The sequence below is a fragment of the Streptomyces sp. NPDC058576 genome, from assembly GCF_042718715.1.
Taxonomy (GTDB): domain Bacteria; phylum Actinomycetota; class Actinomycetes; order Streptomycetales; family Streptomycetaceae; genus Streptomyces.
In genome coordinates, this window is record NZ_JBHXPF010000028.1 from 1 (window position 1) to 18,192 (window position 18,192).

At 67.9% G+C, this 18,192-nt stretch carries 15 protein-coding genes and 4 pseudogenes; 9 read left to right on the top strand and 10 right to left on the bottom strand.

What is annotated here, in order from left to right; all coding sequences use genetic code 11:
* Nucleotides 1-41: 41 nt before the first annotated feature.
* The gene (locus tag ACFWRV_RS20375; protein WP_384336449.1) at nt 42-1,175 is read right to left on the bottom strand and encodes a cytochrome P450; all 1,134 of its coding nucleotides are present in this window, start codon (nt 1,173-1,175) and stop codon (nt 42-44) included.
* Between the two features lie 436 nt (nt 1,176-1,611).
* On the opposite strand from ACFWRV_RS20375, the gene ACFWRV_RS20380 reads away from it, so the two are divergent.
* Together ACFWRV_RS20380 and ACFWRV_RS20385 are read left to right on the top strand one after the other, a co-directional pair.
* Nucleotides 1,612-2,376, top strand: coding sequence for a sulfotransferase (locus ACFWRV_RS20380; protein ID WP_384336451.1), 765 nt, complete (start codon nt 1,612-1,614; stop codon nt 2,374-2,376).
* Between the two features lie 8 nt (nt 2,377-2,384).
* A complete protein-coding gene (locus ACFWRV_RS20385) occupies nt 2,385-3,011 on the top strand; it encodes a hypothetical protein (protein WP_384336453.1) in 627 nt (208 codons plus the stop codon).
* A gap of 63 nt (nt 3,012-3,074) precedes the next feature.
* Here the strand turns inward: ACFWRV_RS20385 and ACFWRV_RS20390 are convergent, their stop codons facing one another.
* From ACFWRV_RS20390 to ACFWRV_RS20425, 8 genes and pseudogenes are all read right to left on the bottom strand, one after another.
* On the bottom strand, nt 3,075-4,868 hold the full coding sequence (locus ACFWRV_RS20390; RefSeq protein ID WP_384336455.1) for an acyl-CoA dehydrogenase: 1,794 nt from the start codon (nt 4,866-4,868) through the stop codon (nt 3,075-3,077).
* Nucleotides 4,869-4,879: 11 nt separating this feature from the next.
* The gene (locus ACFWRV_RS20395) at nt 4,880-5,230 is read right to left on the bottom strand and encodes a hypothetical protein (protein ID WP_384336457.1); all 351 of its coding nucleotides are present in this window, start codon (nt 5,228-5,230) and stop codon (nt 4,880-4,882) included.
* 306 nt (nt 5,231-5,536) lie between these two features.
* Nucleotides 5,537-5,829: pseudogene (locus ACFWRV_RS20400) on the bottom strand (glutathione-dependent formaldehyde dehydrogenase); the annotation flags it as partial.
* A pseudogene (locus ACFWRV_RS20405) lies at nt 5,825-6,328 on the bottom strand (SDR family NAD(P)-dependent oxidoreductase); the annotation flags it as partial. The pseudogenes ACFWRV_RS20405 and ACFWRV_RS20400, both read right to left, overlap by 5 nt.
* 296 nt (nt 6,329-6,624) lie before the next feature.
* Nucleotides 6,625-7,201: pseudogene (locus ACFWRV_RS20410) on the bottom strand (hypothetical protein).
* 571 nt (nt 7,202-7,772) lie between these two features.
* Nucleotides 7,773-8,666: a geranyl diphosphate 2-C-methyltransferase gene (locus ACFWRV_RS20415; protein WP_384336459.1), complete on the bottom strand. Its 894-nt coding sequence runs from the start codon at nt 8,664-8,666 to the stop codon at nt 7,773-7,775.
* A gap of 17 nt (nt 8,667-8,683) precedes the next feature.
* Nucleotides 8,684-10,015: a family 2 encapsulin nanocompartment cargo protein terpene cyclase gene (locus ACFWRV_RS20420; RefSeq protein WP_384336461.1), complete on the bottom strand. Its 1,332-nt coding sequence runs from the start codon at nt 10,013-10,015 to the stop codon at nt 8,684-8,686.
* Between the two features lie 81 nt (nt 10,016-10,096).
* The gene (locus ACFWRV_RS20425; RefSeq protein ID WP_384336463.1) at nt 10,097-11,509 is read right to left on the bottom strand and encodes a family 2B encapsulin nanocompartment shell protein; all 1,413 of its coding nucleotides are present in this window, start codon (nt 11,507-11,509) and stop codon (nt 10,097-10,099) included.
* A 619-nt stretch (nt 11,510-12,128) separates the two neighbouring features.
* Between ACFWRV_RS20425 and ACFWRV_RS20430 the strand changes: the two genes are divergently transcribed.
* Complete coding sequence (locus ACFWRV_RS20430) at nt 12,129-12,299, top strand: hypothetical protein (protein WP_384336465.1); 171 nt, start codon at nt 12,129-12,131, stop codon at nt 12,297-12,299.
* A gap of 217 nt (nt 12,300-12,516) precedes the next feature.
* Nucleotides 12,517-12,714 carry a hypothetical protein gene (locus tag ACFWRV_RS20435; RefSeq protein ID WP_384336467.1) on the top strand — a complete coding sequence of 66 codons (198 nt, stop codon included), beginning with the start codon at nt 12,517-12,519 and terminating at the stop codon, nt 12,712-12,714.
* A gap of 664 nt (nt 12,715-13,378) precedes the next feature.
* Here the strand turns inward: ACFWRV_RS20435 and ACFWRV_RS20440 are convergent.
* Entirely contained in the window at nt 13,379-14,002 is a 624-nt protein-coding gene (locus ACFWRV_RS20440) for a hypothetical protein (protein WP_384336469.1), read from the bottom strand.
* A 272-nt stretch (nt 14,003-14,274) separates the two neighbouring features.
* Here ACFWRV_RS20440 and ACFWRV_RS20445 point away from each other — a divergent pair, with 272 nt between their 5' ends.
* The 5 genes and pseudogenes from ACFWRV_RS20445 to ACFWRV_RS20465 all read left to right on the top strand — a co-directional run bounded on the left by ACFWRV_RS20445 (nt 14,275) and on the right by ACFWRV_RS20465 (nt 18,176).
* On the top strand, nt 14,275-14,505 hold the full coding sequence (locus tag ACFWRV_RS20445) for a hypothetical protein (protein ID WP_384336471.1): 231 nt from the start codon (nt 14,275-14,277) through the stop codon (nt 14,503-14,505).
* A gap of 491 nt (nt 14,506-14,996) precedes the next feature.
* Nucleotides 14,997-15,434, top strand: a pseudogene (locus ACFWRV_RS20450) (ATP-binding cassette domain-containing protein); the annotation flags it as partial.
* Between the two features lie 336 nt (nt 15,435-15,770).
* The gene (locus ACFWRV_RS20455) at nt 15,771-17,066 is read left to right on the top strand and encodes an ABC transporter permease (protein WP_384336619.1); all 1,296 of its coding nucleotides are present in this window, start codon (nt 15,771-15,773) and stop codon (nt 17,064-17,066) included.
* Nucleotides 17,067-17,226: 160 nt separating this feature from the next.
* Entirely contained in the window at nt 17,227-17,424 is a 198-nt protein-coding gene (locus ACFWRV_RS20460; protein ID WP_384336473.1) for a hypothetical protein, read from the top strand.
* Nucleotides 17,425-17,939: 515 nt separating this feature from the next.
* On the top strand, nt 17,940-18,176 hold the full coding sequence (locus ACFWRV_RS20465) for a hypothetical protein (RefSeq protein WP_384336475.1): 237 nt from the start codon (nt 17,940-17,942) through the stop codon (nt 18,174-18,176).
* Nucleotides 18,177-18,192: the final 16 nt, after the last annotated feature.

Genomic DNA, 18,192 nt, shown 5'->3' on the forward strand with positions numbered 1-18,192 from the left:
GCGAGAGGAGTTCCTCTCGCGGCCCCACCTGCGTCTGTTGCTCAGCCCAGCTCGACGGCGATCGACGTGTAGCCGTTGGAAATGAACGATGCGGTCTGTTCCAGGAGGTCGGGGGCCCGTGCGAGTCGGACATCGGGGTGGCGCTCCAGGAAGCGCGTCACCGCGATCACGATCTCCCGGGTGGCCAGGGCCGCGCCGGGGCACACATGCGGGCCGTACCCGAACGCCAGGCTTCGCGCCCCGCCGTTCCGCCGCACGTCGAACCGCTCAGGATCCTCGTACCGCTCGGAGTCGAGGTTGGCCCCGGCGATGTGGACGAGAATGGGCTCCCCCTCGTCGAACTCCTCCCCGCTGCGGGAGTCCTGGAACTGCCGGACGGCGAAGCGCAGGGGGACGGAGGCGACGGGCGGCCGCAGGCGCAGGCTCTCCATCAGGGCGTCCTCCATGGGGGCCTGTCCGCTGGTCACCAGGGCGAGCTGGTCGCGGTGGGACAGAAGGTGGACCAGCAGTGTGCCGATGGCATGGACGGTCGTCTCGGTGCCCGCGATGATGATGAGCATCAGCTGGTCGCGCAGCGCGGTGTCGCTCAGCGGGCTCTCGGACGCGTCCGCGGCACGGACCAGGTCCCCGATGAGGTTGTCCCAGGGGTGCATGCGGGCGCTGTCCACCAGCCGGTCCAGGAGTGCGAGCACGGCCCCCATCGAACGGGCCATGTCCTCCGCGCCGGCGGAGGTGTCGAACAGTCCGGCGGCGGCCGTGCTGAAGGCGGGCAGGTGCTCTGCCGGGACGCCCAGCAGGCGCGTGATCACCTCGTGCGGGATGTGCAGGGCGTAGGACTGCACCAGGTCGACATTCTGGTCGGCGCCGGTGCCCTCCAGCCCGTCCAGGACGTCCTGGACGATTGACTCGATCTCCGGGGTCATCGCCTCGACCCGTCGGCGGGTGAGCGCGGCCGCGATCGGCGCCCGCAGTTGGCGGTGGTCGTCGCCGTAGCTGTTGAGCGCGTTGTGGGTGCCGATCCACTGGGCGATGACTCCGTCCACGCTCCGGGTGCCTTCGCGGTAGCCCGGCCAGTGCCGTGCGGCGTCGCGGCTCACGTGAGGCCCGGCGGACAGCCGCTCGGCCAGGGCGGGGTCGACCACGGCCCGGGCGAGCACGCCCCCCGGCAGCTCCACGACTGGGGCGGGACCCAACGTTCGAAGGCGCTGCCCCTCCTGGCCGTTGGTTTGGGCGGCCGTGGCACCGCGCAGGAACGGGCACCCGCCGCCAGGCGGTGCAGACGGCGGCACGGCCGGGAGAGCGTCAGCACTCCGCATGCCTCCAACGGATTCATGTCCGGGGGCCAGGGCCATAGCAGCACTCCTCGCACTGTCACGCAAAGTAGTAACGGAAGGGTCGTCGCGGCAAAGCACGGCATCGCCGAGTCGAACGAGGCCTTCGCGGGGGATTGGAGTTGCCCGGAGTGAAGTACTGGTCACTGCCCGGGTTACGAAACAAACCATGCGCATGGTTTGATCTCTATCGTTCAGGCCAGCTGGCGAGATGGCAACGGCCCATTGGTGTGCGCACATTCCGTGCGTACGACAGCGGCCGCGCACGGAGGGGGAAACGGTGCCGGGAACGGGGCGCGCGTACCAGGAGTTGTTCGAGCGCTACCGCCGTCGGCGGACCCGCAAGGATCTCGGGCTCGAACCGTGGTCCCTTCCTCTGGGCCGGGGCAGTCGTGGGTCCGAGCGGATCCGGCAGGTCGACGTCGACACCGCCCTCCAGGGCGGCGCGGGCACGTACCAGAAGATCCGGGCCGGGCGTCTACGCCCCTCGCCAGACCTCTACATGCGGCTGGCGCAGCTGCTCGGACTCAGCGCCGAGGACACCGCCATCGGCCACCTGGAGTTGTTCCGGGCCGAGCCGGTGCAGCCTCCCGTGGCGCCCTCGCCGTACCTGGGCCGACTGGTCACCGGTCAGCGTGAGATCGCGTGCGCGATCACGCCCGACGGCCGCCGGATCGCCTACAACGCCGCCTTCGCGGCCCTGTTCCCCGAAGGACAGCCGCCGGTCAACCTGTGGCGCTGGGCGCTGTTCAGCCCCGACGCGAGGGGCCTTTTGCTGGACTGGGAGCGGGCCTGGGCCCCGCGCCTGCTGACCGAGGTCAAGCTGGTGTGCCACCGGGCGCAGCTGGACGGCGCAGCCGCCCAGCTGCTGTCGGAGGTGGCCGACGACGCCCGGCTGCGGGCAATCGAGGAGACCGGCAGCGGGCTCGGCGGCGCGTCCCTGCCGCTGCACCACCCGGCACTCGGCGACGGGACGGCGCACCTGGTCACCGCGCGGGCCACCTGCGCGACTGTCATGACCCTCATCTTCGAGCCTGGCGACTAGGAGCCGTGATGCACATACTGGTGCCGGACGACCCGATGTTCATGACGCGGTTCCTGGAGATGGAAGAGCCGTTGTTCCACTCCCTGTACTACCTCCACCTCGCCAAGCTGCCCGAGGACCAGGCCGAGAAGATCCGCCGGGCTTACGACTGCTGGGGCGACATCCAGCGGGCGATGCCCGGCCACTTGACCTGGCACACGCATAAGACGTTCGAGATCGCCGAGTACAGCCGCCGGGACTCGAACGGCTACAGCCTCTACGGGCCCGACGGTGAGCAGCTGATCAGCATGTACGCGGTCGAGGTGAGCGTCGAGAGCCTGAGCAGCCTGACCGAATGCCTCCGGCTGTTCGAACTGGCGGAGCTGGAGCTCCGCAGCCCACTGGCCGAAGCGCTCGCCGGGATCAGGGAACCCCATCAAGACCGGGAGCTGGTCGACAACTACCGCCGGGTTCTGAAGGCCCTTCAGCTGTCAGCGCCCCGCGCCCTGGTGGCGGCACTCCTGGGTGCGGCACCGGAGGTCTCCCTCGACGCTCCGCTGTACGTCCAGTACGAGGCATTCTGCGACCGGTTCTGCCTCGCCGTTAGTGAGGGCGACTGGTGGATGTACACGATGCACCGGTCCCTGTACCTCTGACCCGTCAGGCCGGCCGCCGCCCCGCTCGGCGGCCGGGGGCCGTTTCTCCTTTCACGTCGCTGGTCAGGCGCTGAGCATCGGGTGGGTCTGCAGAATCTCCTCGGATATGCCGAACGCCTCGGTCAGGGTGAGCGCGTGCGGCTCCAGGAAGCCGAGGAGCTCATCAACGGCGTCGGGCAGGTCCTCGACCTGAGCGGCGGTCATCCTCCCCCGTGCCAGCAGGTCTCCGCTGTGGGCGGCGATCCGGCGCAGTGCGAACAGGGCGTGCAGGGTGCGCAACAGGTCTGCGGGAAGTCCGGAGGGTGCCTGGGCGGCAGCGGTGAGCAGGGATTCGGCGGCGAGCCGGTGCACGTGGGCGTCGGCCAAAGCCACGGCGGGCCCCACCGTGGAGTTCCAGCGGGCCAGCGGGGAGGAGGCGCGCTTCCTGAGCCGGGCCTTCGCGCGGGTGTGGAAGGTGCGCTCGATGTCGGCCAGGAGGTCCTGGAGGAACTGCGGGTCGGTCAGCTCCCGGTCCTCGGCCGCGATCTCGCTCTCCGGCTTGAGGTCGACGCCGCCGAGCAGCATCTCACCTCCGGCCTTCTGCATGATCACCGTGTTGTCGCCCTCGGCCGTAATCGTGCCCTCGATCGACGCGAGCTGGAGCGCGATCCCGTTCGCCTGGATCAGGCCCTGGGCGCCGCACCGCTCGCGGCACTCGGACATGACTGCCCGGGACCGCCAGGTGATCCAGGCCTTGGTGATCGCCGTCAGCCGCTCGTACGCCTCGCGCTCCTCCCCGCCGGCCCGGTCCCACTGCCGTACCACCGAGCGCTGGAGCAGCGTGGCGGCGTAGGTCGTTGCCACGGCGTCAAGCAGCGGCGTGTGGTGCCCGCGGTGGGCGATCAGCGGCACCCGCTGCCCCTTCGTCATCCCCGAAGTAGAACGGGTGTGCGCGTAGCGCATGGCGACGTCGAGCGCGTGCCGCATGACACCGAGCCCGTGGGCGGTCATGCACAGTTTGCCCATGGTGACCCGGCCGATGGACTCCAGGAACCGGCGGCGGGAGCTGCCGAGCGCACTGGTGAACTCCCCCTCCGGGGTGAGGCGTCCGTGGTCGCCCTGGAGGAGAGCGTCGAACGGCAGACGGACACCGTGGAACGTGGTGGCGCAGTGGTCGACAGGGCTGCTGGTCGTCTGGGGCAGCGGCCGCACCTCGATGCCCGGCAGCGGGCTGCCCTCGCTGTCGCTGAGCGGCACCAGGAAGAGGAAGACACCGTGGTCGGTGCCCCCGTCGACCAGACGGGCCGCGACGACGGCCCCCTTCGCCCCGCCGGCCGGGCCGGTATTGGGCATGAACTTCGCCGCGGCGGGGTGCGGGGTGTTCAGCACGAACTCCCGCGCCGCCGGGTCGTAGGTCGCCGTGGTCTCCATCTGCGCGGCGTCGTTGCCGTGGGCAACCTCGGTGCACAGGAACGTTCCGATGCGGTCCCCGCGAAGGTACTCGCCGAGGTCGCGCCCGGCATCCTCGTGGTCGGCCAGGCTCCCGTGGAAGAGGTTGTAGTGGATGGAGATGATGGTGGCCATGCCCGGGTCGACCACTCCGGCCCACTCGTGGATCGCGGTCAGCTCGACCGGATCGGATGCGAGAGCCTGGGGGGCCTCGACGGCCTGGTTGACGATCCGGAGCCGGTCGTAGCTCAGGCGTATTCGTTCCCGGTGGGTCAGCCCCTCCTGGAAACGGAACGGGGCGGAGCTGAAGAGGCTCCTCCACCGGTCGTGCGTGGTTCGCAGCTGACCGTCGAACAGGACGTCGGAGAGAGCGGCGGAAACGGGGACAGAGGAGGCGGACGCGGAATCCGGAATCTGAGAGTCAGTCACACCGAAGAAAACTAGCCTGATCGATCACTTCTGACGGCGTGAGGATCACCACGATTGAGCAGGGCGAAAACACGGTAGGTACCCGCACCGTCACGCACTTCCACCTGCCCAGCGACCTGTTGAGCACGTGGACCGGAACGCGAGAAGGCCGCTCCGTAGGTGGTATCGGCGAGAGAGGCCACGCTGAAGTAGGCGACAATGAATCCGGCAAACAGGGCGAGATTGCACCACCCGCCGCCGTCAGGGAGGGCGTAGCCCTTGTGGGTTCGCTCCAATCTCAGGTCAACGGCCCCGGCGACTCCCCAGAAGAACGCGCTGGAAGCCACCACGCCGAGAGCGACGCGCCACGCCGTATTCATCATGCCGAAATCGTATGAGCGACGACTGGAGTTCGGCCAGGGATTTGTTCCGGCACCCGTGTACGCAGAGCCGTGACTCCGGCGTCGAGGACTGCGAACAACTGCCGGGGCCTATGCGCTTCTTCACCTCGAAAGTGTGTCAGCCCGGTACCGGAACCAGAACCTCCGCCATACTCATTCTTGCTGTTCAGAGGCACTTCCCACTTCCCTGATAACGTGCCGGACAGACGTCTTCGTAAGAGCGCGAGGCTAGGGGCGTCCTGCGGGAAAGTTTCCCATTCGCCGTGAGATGGTTTCGGGATTTCGGCTTCAGGGTGTGAAGGGGACTTTGACCGCTCCGTCCTGCTTTTTCTGGAACATGGCGTAGGCCTCGGGGCCTGGGCCAGAGGCAGGCGGTGGGTGGCAAAGTCGTCGACGCCAAGCGGGTCGGCGTCGCTCAGCAGGGGCAGGAGGTCATCGACCCATCGCTATGCGTTGGCCTGGCCCGTGCGCAGCTGTACCTGCTTGTCGAACATGGTCAGCAGTGGCATGTGGTGGCTCGTGCCGCCGTATACGCCGGAGAGGGAGATGGCGCCGCCCGGCCGCACGGGGTCGACGGCCGTACGGTTCGACCTCGCCGCCGAAGCGCGAGGGCGAACGACTCAACCCCGGCCTTGGAGGCGCAGTAGGCCCTCATCATGGGCGCTGCGCCGAACGCGGCAGTCGAGGCGATCTGCAGGAAATACCCCCGGGTGGCGGTGAGCTGAGGCAGAAACGCGCGGGCGGTGTTGGCGGATCCGTGAGGTTGATGACCCGTTGCCAGAGTTCGGCGGCTGTGCCCTTGAATGGGCCGCTCACCGCGATGCCGGCGTTGGCCACGACGACTTTGGCGGGGCCGAGCTCCGCTTCTACCCGACGGGCAGCGCCCACGAGCGCCGCACAGTCGGTGACGTCCGCCTCGATATAGATACTCGGACCTGGCAGACTCGCGGCGACCTCCTCCAGGGTCTTGCTCTCCCGTCCGAGCAGAGCCAGGTGCATCCCAGCACCCGAGAGGCTTCGTGCGAGGGCTTCACCGACACCGCGCGCGGCGCCGGTGACGACCGCAACGCGCCCGCACAGAGGAGAGCAGGGAGCACGAAGGTTTCGGAATCCGTAGGACGGTCAGGAGCCTCGTGGATACTCTCGCAGGCTGCGAGGCAGAGCACCACAGCCCGGGTTGTCCGCTCTCTTGCGGACGCTGGGAGTTCCAGCACCCTCACCCTGCGATGCGACAGTGCGCGGCGCGGGTGGCTGTTCGGTACGGCCCGCTGGATGACCTCCTGGGTCACCAGGCCAAGTCGGCCGAGGACTGTAATCGACCCGCAGGTCGAGCAGGTGCGTCCGGTGCGGGCCGATCACGTTCCAGAGAACGTGCTCTAGTGGATTGCTGACCAGGGGGTCATCGTTGCGGCGTGTTGCAGCATTCCTTGCAGCTGTGGGGCGGGGCCTTGTAATTCTCCGTGCAGAGCGTTGAGGACGATCAGACTACCGGTGAGGGCCGGAAGTCCCACTGAACCAGGGCGAGGTCGTGCTGGGCCTTGTCGGTGTCGATGGGGTGCTTCGCCGCTTTGTCGAAATTTTCGGGGTCATTGGAGGAGGCGAGCTCGATCTTCTTGCCCAGAACGCGGCTGTCAGCGGTGGCGGCCAGGGCAGCACCGGTGAGCACGGTCCTGGCGATGGTGGACGCAGCCACGCCTTTCTGCGTGGCGACCCGGGTGGCGTTTGCGCCCAGGAGCCCGCTGCTGCCGACAAGGTGCAAGGCGATCGCCGCGGCATTGACCGGCGTCCAGTTCGCGCCCAGCCGACGCTCGTGATCCGCGAGGTGTTCCACCACGTACCGCCCTCAGCACTCGCCGCACTGTTAAGACCGGCCGCGCCCATCCGTGAGCCACCGAACCAAGCCGCCAGCCCCGGATCGTGCATGCTGCGCAGGACGGTGTTGTGTTCCGGCATCTGAAGTTCCTCAAGGCTGAGCACCGGCGACGCGGACTGGTGTGCCGGCAGGGCCTCCACCGTCACCCGCGCCCGGCACGTGCGCATGTCGGAGGCTGCGGATGCACCATCCACCGAGAGAGCCGTACGCCCAGGCTGAACAGGCCGCGCCGGGACTGCGGGAACCTGCAGACAGTTGCCGCGCCAGCAGGGTGGACTTGCGACGCTGCCGTGCTCCCGAACGCTGAGCACGCTCGGACCGACGTGGCGGCTCTCGGCCGGGAGTTTCACTTTTCGGCCGATGGGTTCCTCTGCGATGCTGATTCGGCCGGGTCCTCCCGGGCGCGGGCCAGAGAGCACGCGGGGCGATGATGCACACCCGCCCGTGGCCGCGCGCCCTCGATCGTGAAGGTGGCCACAGCGCTCTGCGGCAGCGGGCCGCGGTGTGCTGTGGCCACGTCGGGAAGGGCAGGACCCGTTCCATCGCCTGCCCGATGTGGCTCGGCGGCCGGGACGCCTCGTGCCGGACTCGACATGGCCGGTCGGCGCCGGGAGGCTCCCTGGTACCGGCCTGGCCATGGGCAGGGAACCGTCAGACGCGGTCGGCCGCGATGAGGACGTACTGGAAGGATCCGTCCCGGTAGGAATTGATGAACGCGTCCTCGATTCCCGTGACCAGTGAGGACGTGGCCCGCAGCTCCCAGTAGGGCAAGGTGTCGGGGGTGAGGTCGATCACCGCCTGCGGCACGAGGCGGTTGTCGGCCATGGCGCGCAGGTACTCCCGGCGCGAGTGGATGTTGCACTCGAAGTGCGCGTTGATCTGCGAAACCCACTTCGACGGCTGACCGTAGCGCGGGTTCCAGCAGCCGGTGATGGTCACGTAGCGGCCGCCGACCTCCAGGACGCGGGAGTGCTCGGCGAACAGGTCGTCCAGGTCCACGTACATGCTCGACTCGTTGTTCCACGAGGCCGCGGCGGAACCAGTCGCGAAGGGCATGGAGAGCATGTTGCAGACCGTGGCGCGGACGTGGTCGTCGATGCCCAGCTCCGCGGCGCGCCCATTGGCGAAGTCGGCCTGTTTGGCCGACAGGGTCACACCTTCCACCGAACAGCCGAAGCGCTGGTGCGCCATCACCATCGAGCCGCCGCGGCCGCAGCCCGCGTCCACCAGGGTGTCGCCGCGGCCGATGTCACCGAGGTGCCCCAAGAGGACGTCGGCCTGCGCCGACTCCAGCCGGTGGAGCTCGGCGATCAGCTTGTTCTCGCTGTCCCTGTCCTGTGGGTCGCCGAGCGCGGCGGTGTCGACCTCACCGATGCCGTAGTGGTGGTGGTAGAGGCCGTCGACGTCGCCGAGGCGCAGGTTCACGGGCCGGGCCTCGCCGTCCCAGTAGCGGGCGATGTCTCCCTGGTAGGGGGTCGCCGGGCCGGGAATGCGCAGTGCGGAGGGAGCGGGGGCGGGGGCGGTGGTGAGTTCGGCGCTGGTCACAGATGGTTCCTTCTCTCTTACCAGAAGTCGGGCAGGCTGTAGCGGTAGGTGTTGGACTGGTGCCAGTGGTGGTTGCCGTCGACCCAGGCGGCGACGCCCCGCAGGAAGCGCCCCACGCTCGGGACGGGACAGGCGGCGGCCAGTGCCGCGGCCTCGGTCTCGAAGTCGTGCATCAGCTCGTTGTGGATCTCGACCGACTTGAGGTAGGCGTCCTTGTCGGACAGCCCCTCGCGTTCGGCGATCACGACGGGCAGGTTCAGATGCCGGCCCGGAGCGTCGAGCTCCTTGGTGTACGAGTAGAGGTCGTTCACGATCGTCGTGGCGTTGGAGGCCAGGGCGATGACCTTCTGCAGGTCGGGCTGGGCGTGCAGTTCGGCGGGGAGTTCGTAGCCGCCGACGGTGTCGGTGATGGTGGGGCAGGGCCGGAAGTTGTTGAACTGGCGCATCGCCAGGTACTCCCAGACTTCCGGGACCTGATCCTGCTGGGCCCAGGCCGCTTCGGCGAGATACCCCAGGTGCAGTCGCGCCATGTCGTGGCGGAGCCGGTCCGCCTGGGAGGGCCCGGCCGCGCGAACGAAGTAGTCCATGGCGGAGCGGTAGGCGCGCCGGGGGGCGTCCGCGTGGAGGGAGGCCGCCCAGTCCGGCTGGTACTCCCGCGCGGTGTACAGGGGGTCGAGTGCGGTGTGCGCGAGCAGAAGCCGCTCGCCGAGGCCGATGGGTGACCCGCCGTGGTCCTCGCAGTAGCAGTCGTCCACAGCGTTCTCGGCGACCATCAGGCGGGTGGCGAGCATCAGGTGGTCGACGGTGGGCGCGTCCGGATGGCATCCGACCATGTAGCGGCCCACGGAGAAGCCGTCGAACTGCTCCTCCCACTCCTCGGGATACAGAGAGACCTCGTCCAGCGCCCAGGCCTTGATCCTGCGGCTGACCTCGTTGACGCGCCCCGGGTCGGGTTCGGGCACCGGGTGGTGGTACAGGCCCGGGATGGGCCGGCCCTTCTCTGCGGCCACCGGCGCGGGAGGCTCCTCCCGGGGATTCAGCCGCAGACCGGCCGTGCCCAGGCCGTGAGGCCCGCGCAGCAGCCGCTCCAGTCCAGCGCCCGGTCCCGGCGCGCCGACCGCCGGTACGCCGGTCACCGGCAGAACGGTCGGCGGCGGCAGGGCAGTCGGCGACGGGCCGCAGGGGAGGCCGGCCGGCAGGGTCGGCAGTGTGTGCGCGCCGGACGATGTGCCGACGGCGGCGCCGGTCTCATGGGCGCGAGCCGCGGCGGCGCCGAGTACGGTCGCCCCGAAGCGGGTGAGGGCCTCCGGCAGGCTCGACCGTGGAGGCGGCAGCTCGGGCACGGGCATGCGTGGCTCCTTGATGAGGTGGGCAGGTGTTCGGTGCGGCGTCCTGCACGCGGTCCGCTTTACGGTGCCGTGCCGCGATCACTACCTGGGCCAGTGAGCGATCTGGACGTTCTCCAACACGCCGACCGCGTCGGGCACGAGGATGGCGGCGGAGTAGTAGGTGCTGACGAGGTAGGAGATGATCGCCTTCTCGTCGATGCCCATGAAGCGGACCGAGAGGCCTGGTTCGTACTCGTCCGGCAGACCGGTCTGCCGGAGGCCGATGACGCCCTGGTTCTCCTCGCCGGTACGCATGGCGAGGATCGAGCTGGTCTTCTCGGGAGTGATGGGGATCTTGCCGCAGGGCAGGATCGGCACGCCGCGCCAGGCGGGAACCTGCTGGCCGCCGAGGTCGGTGTGGTCCGGGTAGAGGCCGCGTGCGTTGAACTCGCGTCCCATCGCCGCGATGGTCCGGGGGTGGGCGAGGAAGAACTTGGTGCCGCGGCGGCGGCAGAGCAGCTCGTCCAGGTCGTCCGGGGTCGGCGGGCCGGAGTGCGGCTGGATGCGCTGCTTGAAGTCGGCGTTGTGGAGCAGGCCGAACTCCCGGTTGTTGATCAGCTCGTGCTCCTGGCGCTCCCGCAGCGCCTCGATCGTGAGCCTGAGCTGTTCCTCGGTCTGGTTCATCGGGCCGTTGTAGAGGTCGGCGACCCTGGTGTGGACCCGCAGAATGGTCTGCGCGACCGAGAGTTCGTACTCGCGCGGCTTCAGCTCGTAATCGGCGAACGCGCCGGGCAGCTCGTGCTCGCCGACGTGGCCGGCCGACATCGCGATCTCCGCCTCACCGCGGTGGTTCTGCCGTTGCTGCGAGCGTGCGGTGAACTCGGCGAGGTGGGCCCGGAGCTCTGGCGAGGTCGACACGATGGCCGCGAAGTCCGCGCGGGACAGGGTGAGCAGCGTGCCCGCGGTCTCGGCGGTGGCGGTGTGCGTCCACCGGGCGTCGTCGTCCAGCAGGACGTGCTCGCCGAAGTGGTCTCCGTCTGCCAGGACGTCCAGGGTGACCTCGTCGCCGTAGTTGCCGACGGAGGTCTGGCCGATCCGGCCGTGCGCGACCAGGTGGAGCCGGTCCGCGGCCGCGCCCCGCTCGACCAGCGTCTCCCCCGCCCGGAAGTCACGCTGTACGCACCGGTCGGCGATGGCGGTCAGCACCTCGACGTCGTCGAAGTCCCGCAGCGGGGCCAGTTCGCCGAGCTCCTGGGGGATGACCCGGACCGCGGCCCCGTCCTGGACGAACTCCACCCGCCCGTCGCCCACCGTGAAGGACAGCCGTCGGTTGACCCGGTAGGCACCACCCTTCGTCTCGACCCAGGGGAGCATCCGCAGCAGCCACCGGGAGGTGATCTCCTGCATCTGCGGGGCGGACTTCGTCGTGCTGGCGAGGTTGCGGGCGGCGGCCGTCCCCAGGCTGGACTGCCGGGGCACTTCCAGCCGCGCTTCCGAGCTCGAGTCAACAGTCATCGGGCAAGCTCTCCTTCGTCGGGCGAGGACGCGCATCAGTGGACGCGACCGTTCGTAAGGACGGAAATCGGAAAGGTGAGGAAAGGGCCGATAAGGAGGGCAACCCCCTCCAGATCCAGGGGAACACTAAGGGCCCTTTCGTCCCCCGGACCAAGGGAATCCGCTGACATTCGCTCGATACGATGATCGCGCCCGAGGGACGTTTGCCCCTGTGCCGATGGATTTCAGCCGTGATCGTGGGAGGGCTTCCCGGCGGCCCTGCGGGGTCACGATGCCCGGCGCAGCGGAAGCGCGACGAGATTCGGCCTGCCGGGGCAGGCCGACGGCGACGGTGACGCGAGGGACACGGTAACGCGACCCTGAAGGGGCGGCTCCGCGCACGCGTGTCGGCCCCGGCGATAGATTTCCGCCGGGGCCGACGTACTCAGCGGTTCATGGTCAGAGGGCCGCCGCTGACCGACATACGCGACGGCGCTGGCCGGATCGGCCCTATTGACCGTGATGTTCTGGGTGGGGCATGGCTTCTTGTTGCTGGCCCAGCGCTCGCCCGGGCCGACAGGACCAGCCGGTGATCTTGATGTTGGGTGGACAGCACAGTGCCCGTAGGACGCCGCCGCCGATGGCCACCCATACCTTCCATCGCTCGCTCCAGGCGATCCGCATGTCCGCGCAGGCGGTGCGCTGCGGCGATGCCGACATGGTCGTCGCGGCCGACGCCGAGACCCAGTCCAGGCTCCCCCACGGCAGCTCCGACACCTGCCCAGACACAGAGAACCCGGCCTTCCAATAGGCCGGTATGCGGTCCGGCGCTCGGGCGCCGGGGCCGGCCCCTGGAGCGATCCGCGCGAGCGGAGCGAGCTCCCCGACCCTTACAGCCCGGTCGGCCTGGCCGCCGAGAACACCGCCGACCGCTACTGCTGCACAGACAGGGACCGCCTACGCGGCCCGCTCGCACCAACTCACCCAACGGGCGCTCGCCGTGGCTCCACTTCGGCAACATCGTCCCGGTGAAGGCCGCCGACGGCACGGCCGTCACCACCGACGACTACCCCCGCACCGAAGTAGCCGAACAGAGCCTCGCTGCCTTGCCGCCCCGCTTCCGCCACGACGGGTGGGTCACCGCCGGAAACGGCGCACCCCCGTCCGACGGATCAGCCAATTGCGGCACCCAGGGCGGCCAGCTATCACGCTCAGTGGCCACGTAGAACGCTCAGCCACAACGGGCCTACTGGCTGAAGCTCGTGTGCCTCGAACTCGGTCGACCGTGGCGTAGCGCAGGCGTATCTGGGCCGTGGCCGACCAACGAGTGCGACCGCACTCCAGACGGCACCAGCGAAAAACAGGGTCACCCGACCGCCGAACACTGCACCGGACAGCACAGTCCGCCCAGCGCAGGCCAGGACCGAAGCGGTCAGCCTTCCTGAAAGTCGCCGATTCGAACCGGGCATCGCCCTCGAAAGTCGCCGCCTCGAACCCGGTGCCGCCCTCGAAAGTCGCCGACCCGAACAAGGCATCGCCTAAGCGAGGGACACCAGTTGCACGATCACGGAGGGCGCTACGCAAGGCGAAAAAAGGTGAATGGGTGAAGGTGGTGCCCCGGTAGTCGATGCTGTCGCCAGGCGTCGGTGCTGTCAGGTGTGCGTCACGCTCGGCGTCGGTCACGTGGGCGAGACACGAGGTGCGGCCAGGGGCGTGGATGCCGCGACAACCGACAGGGTCGGCAGCCGGGTCTGCACCATGTGCACAGTGTGGCCTGGTGGGCGGTTCGGATGCGCTCATGGCTCGACGGCTCCACGGTGTCGGGTATGTCCGCTTGGACGCCCCGGGGCGGCAGGAACGGTTCAGGCTCACGCCCGTCGGCGCTGAGAGTCAGGGCAGCCCCACCAGGCCCCATTCCCGGCGAGCAGCCTCCACAACCACTGCGCCCCATTCACGCAGAAGGGCGACGAAGCCCTCGAAGGAATCCGGGCGGCCGGACCAGCCCTCGCACTCGACAGCGAACGCGCCGCTCAGCTCCTCCAGACACGGCTCTACCCGCTCCCAGGCCCGGGCCTTGCCCGCCACCGCCTCCGGCAGGCAAACCAGAAGGACATGCGGGTGCCAAGGGTCGGCGGCCGGCAGGAAGACTCCGCCGCCGCCTGCCGCCGCCGGAGTATTGGCCTGTTCCTCGTCCCAGATCAGACCGCCGAGGAAGCTGTCCATCACCTCACGCATGGGCGTATCGACGAGCGGACGCATGTCAGCCCATGCCGCGCCCGCGCGGACATGCGGCATGTGGGCGCCGGTGGTGGTGAGGAAGCTGTATGCGGCGCACCACGCCGGTGCTGTCTCAGGAGGCCAAAGCCAGCCGTGAGCCCGCTCGTCTCTGCCGTCGTACGCGTCGCCGAACTCCCCCGGCCACGCGATGTACTCAAGCCGTCCGATCCGGTGTTCGACAGGGATGGCGCTCAACTCTCCCCAGTCCAACATGAATACCGTGAGGTCCCTACCCATGGAGACAGAATAGAAAGTGGATGCAGGGCACGTCACGTACGGGCCGTTGACCGGCCAGGGCCGGGACGTCCGGCATGTCGCCGCACTCTCCTGCGGGCAGGAGGGTCCAGGGTGGAGAGCGGAGCCCGTCCGGACGCCCTTCGCACGTCGACCGGGCGGGCCACTCTCTACTTCCGAGCCGTGTGCCGTGCTGGGCGCCACGTGACGCGGATCCGCAGCACTTAGCGCTCGCCGCCCCTGATCGCCTTCGCCTGTTCGCGCACATTCGGGCGGTGAACCCGAGCAGCAACTCGTCCGCCGCTCGGCGCAGCAGCGGCAGGATCTCCGCTACCGGCCTGCCCCTGTGGGAGTCGTGGAGCGCCCGCGACTTCGCAGAGTTCCTCGGCTCGGTCCTCCAGCGATGCCACTACATGCGCCAAAAGCCCTCCATAAATAATGAGTTGAACGTCTTCCTCTCTCTGGATCATGTGAAAACGATCTGCGGCAGCAGCCGTGGCGACTGACGATCAAGCCTGTTGCAGATCCTCACCCAAGGGCGAAAACTGGCCAAAATTGCTCAGCATTTATCGGGCAAATAATCACCTATGACGCCTAACGTAGCAACTAGCCTTCGCGAGGGAGGACAAACCAAACTGCCCACGAGCCCGCATGCTAGAGTCCTGAATCTTTTGGGGCACGCCTGAATGCCAAAATGCTCCAAAGCCCCTGGAGGGGACTGAATTCGCTGAAGCCATACGCATTCACTCGACTACTGGCGGATACCGCTCGAACCCGACCAGTGGAACGAGTTCGCACAAGACGGTCTCCGACTGCGACAACGAAGTCGACAACTGGGACTACGACCGCTTGAAGCCCGGCTACACGGGCAAGTACAACACCTGGGAATGCCGGTTCAAGATCAATAAAACGACCTGAGCTTCTCAGCCTCAGTTCCAGCTCCATGACGGGCCCACCACTTCGGTGGGCACGTTCCACTTTCGGAGAAATGCAATCAATGACAACGACCACTGTCGCCCGATTGGCGTCCCTTTCTCAAGGGTACGCCGGGCGAAATGTTATCGAGAATCTTGACCTTGCCATCCAACCCGGTGTCACCGGCCTGCTTGGTCCCAACGGGGCGGGCAAGACCACTCTCTTCCGCACTCTGGCCACGATTGTGCCGCCGCAGGACGGGCAGCTGGAGTTGCTCGGTGAAGTGATCAGTAGCGAACGGCAAGCGCGTCGAGCCCGCCGCAGTATCGGGTATCTCCCGCAAGACTTCGGCTACTATCCGGCCTTCTCAATAGCAGATTTCGTCCGCTACTGCGCTTGGTTGCGTAAAGTTCCTTCCAAGGAAACTGACTCCACGGCCAGGGAAGCACTGGCGGCTGTCGGCCTGACCAACCGCGCCCAGGACCGCATGAAGTCTCTGTCCGGCGGCATGCTCCGCAGAGCCGGCAGCGCTGCGGCCATCGTCGGCTCGCCCGCCCTGCTTCTGCTGGACGAGCCGACCGTCGGTCTCGACCCAGCGCAACGCCTCGACTTCCGAGAGCTCATCCGCTCTCTCGCTCGCGCAGGAAACCGCAGTTGTCCTCAGCACTCATCTGGTCGAGGACATCGGCGCCGCCTGCGACACCGTCCTCGTTCTCCACAACGGCCAGGTACGCCACAGCAGTACACCCCAACAGCTGGCCGACCTTGCCACACCTGCCGCGCCGGGCGACAACCCCCTGGAACGCGGCTACATGACGGTACTCGGCGGCCAGTGGTCGAACGGGGGGAACGCACGATGAACGCGTATCGCATCGAACTGCGCCGCTCACCACTTCTGACGGCGCTGCCCCTGATGATCGTGATCGACCTGGTGGTCCTCTTCGGCCGCTCGCGCTACTGGATCGGCGTATGGCCCGATGCAAGCGTGGCGGCCCAGGTCGTCACGCTCTTCCTCGGACCTGTCCTCGCTGGCGTCTCGACCTGGCAGGCAGGACGCTCCTCCCGCTCAGGAATGCCCGAGACCGTACTTGCGGCAGCCCGGCCAGGCTGGCGAATCGAAGCTGCGCGGCTGGCCGCAACCCTCACGCTCGGGTTCCTCGCGTACGCGATCGGATGCCTGACTGCCGCAGCCATCTCCTTCGGCGATGCCGGCCCCGGCTTCCTCTGGTCGTCCTATCTTCTCCTCGGCGCCTCCACTCTGGTGATCTTCGCGTCCGGTGGTCACCTAGCCGGCCGTTGGTGGCCTTCCGTCGCCTTCACCCCGGCCGTCTGCGCACTAGGCTGCTTCATCAGCATGCTGGCGCTGCCCTTCAAGCTCAATGTCCTGGCCGGGCCCCCGGACCAGCACCTTCGGCCCCTTCCCCTGGCTGTGCGGATACTGTTCGCTCTCGCCCTCGCGGCCCTGGCGGTAGCGGCTCCGCCATTGCGCAGAGGCGCAGAGCGCGAGATGCAGCGGCACAGGGCGCCTTGGCACATCCGCGGTGTTGCCGCCGGGTCGGCTGTCCTTTCCCTGTTCGCCCTTGCTGCTATCCCTGCCGCGGGCGAGATACGCGTCGACCGCCCCGCGACAGCATCGACGCCCGTGTGCGAGCGGGTCGAGGAGAGCAGTCCACGTGTCTGCGCGTGGCCCGAGCACCGCAAGTACCTGGCCGAGCTGACCCGTATGGCGCAGCGCTTGGACCAGCCTCAGCCATGGCTGAGAGCGCCGGACACGTTTCACGAGTTCGGACTTCAGCGGAGTGACTTGGGTGACAGAGGGTTCGACATCGCCGAAGGACACGTGCGTACTGCGGCAATCGCCATGGCCGACCAGGTGCTCACCGAGTCGCTGGGACAATGCATGTTCCCTCAAGAGGAGAAGCGTGCCTGGCAGGCCATGCACAACATCCGCCTATGGCTCGAGTACCGCTCAATGGATCAAGACCCGGCTACTGCGGACGAAAGACTCCACATGACGGGTGTTGCCGCCGCCCAGCACACGGCTGACCAAGTTTATCGGGCAGCAGAGACCGAGCAAATGAAATGGCTCACTCAGGAACGCAGTCACATCCTCCGCGACCCATCCTGGTGCAAGCCTGATGATTCCGACTGACGTTTTCCGCTACGCGAGAGTCCACCGGGCCGCAGCAATTCTCGCTGGGGCAGGCAGCGTGGCCCTTCTGTCGGCCTTCTTCGGCGGTGTCTAAATTGCGCTGCCCTCCATCGGCAGCGGAGGCGTCACCACCGGGGTGCCCTTCCGAAGGGAACTCCCCGTGCTCTCGGCCATCTTCCTCACAGCGGCGCTCAGTAGTGCCATGTCGATGCATGAGGAGATGGGTGCGTCAGCGATGCACCGTTACCGTCGCAATTACTGCATCGGCCTGACGGTGACTGTTTGCGTCTTCTCCTTCGGTGTTGAGCGCTGGCAGTCAGCGCGGGAGCCGGGGCTGTCTTCGTCCGATCTCTCTTGATCTGGTTCGGCCTGGCGCTGCTGTCACTTCGGCTGCTCGGACATCAACTCACCTGGGCCCTTCCACTGGCGTCTGCTTTCCTCCTGATCTGGTTCCCGCAGGAATGGTGGGATTGGACATTCAGGCCGGTGACGGACCTCCTCAGCTGGGCAGTCACCGCGATCGCTCTGGTCGTTGGAGCGACGGCAACCGCGGCGACCCCCTGGCGAAGGAAGAGCTGGTCCCGCCGGTGACTCGGGCGTAGAGCCCGAATACTTCGAGGAAGTCGACGGCCGGCGCCGACGAGCCCGATGACCACGCCGAGGCTGCGGTGGGGCCAGACAGACTGCCCAAGAGAGAGACGTTGCGGGCGCCCACGCTGAATGATCAGCAATAAGGAAGAGGGGTTGGCCAGGGCTGCAGGCGGCCGATCAGGTTCTCCGTGCCGAGATCCCCGCGTGCCGCGTATGCGTCGGTGGGTCTTGTGGTCAGGGTGGCCTGGCAGGCATATGCCCATGACACTAAGGAGAGCGTTCATGATTCGTCGTATCGCGATCACCCTGGCAGCTGTCGCCGCGGCCGGTTTCGTCGCCGCGGCCCCGGCGTCCGCGAACGGAGCGAACGACTGGGACGCCCACGCTGGCGGCTATGCGGGCATCGAGGCCGGCTGGGCCAGCGGCGAATACCAGAACCTTGGCGGCCCGTACGGGATCACCACCGTCAAGGGGCGGGCAGCCTACTTCGACGCGGAGCGCGGCTGGATCGTCCGTTGACCACGCCAACCGGGCG

Bases quoted from the DNA above. Each gene is read 5' to 3' on its own strand.
- ACFWRV_RS20430 (WP_384336465.1), top strand. From the start codon at position 12,129: ATGGCCACCCATACCTTCCATCGCTCGCTCCAGGCGATCCGCATGTCC.
- ACFWRV_RS20455 (WP_384336619.1), top strand. From the start codon at position 15,771: ATGAACGCGTATCGCATCGAACTGCGCCGCTCACCACTTCTGACGGCG.
- ACFWRV_RS20395 (WP_384336457.1), bottom strand. From the start codon at position 5,230: ATGATGAATACGGCGTGGCGCGTCGCTCTCGGCGTGGTGGCTTCCAGC.
- ACFWRV_RS20465 (WP_384336475.1), top strand. From the start codon at position 17,940: ATGATTCGTCGTATCGCGATCACCCTGGCAGCTGTCGCCGCGGCCGGT.
- ACFWRV_RS20440 (WP_384336469.1), bottom strand. From the start codon at position 14,002: ATGGGTAGGGACCTCACGGTATTCATGTTGGACTGGGGAGAGTTGAGC.
- ACFWRV_RS20425 (WP_384336463.1), bottom strand. From the start codon at position 11,509: ATGACTGTTGACTCGAGCTCGGAAGCGCGGCTGGAAGTGCCCCGGCAG.
- ACFWRV_RS20420 (WP_384336461.1), bottom strand. From the start codon at position 10,015: ATGCCCGTGCCCGAGCTGCCGCCTCCACGGTCGAGCCTGCCGGAGGCC.
- ACFWRV_RS20385 (WP_384336453.1), top strand. From the start codon at position 2,385: ATGCACATACTGGTGCCGGACGACCCGATGTTCATGACGCGGTTCCTG.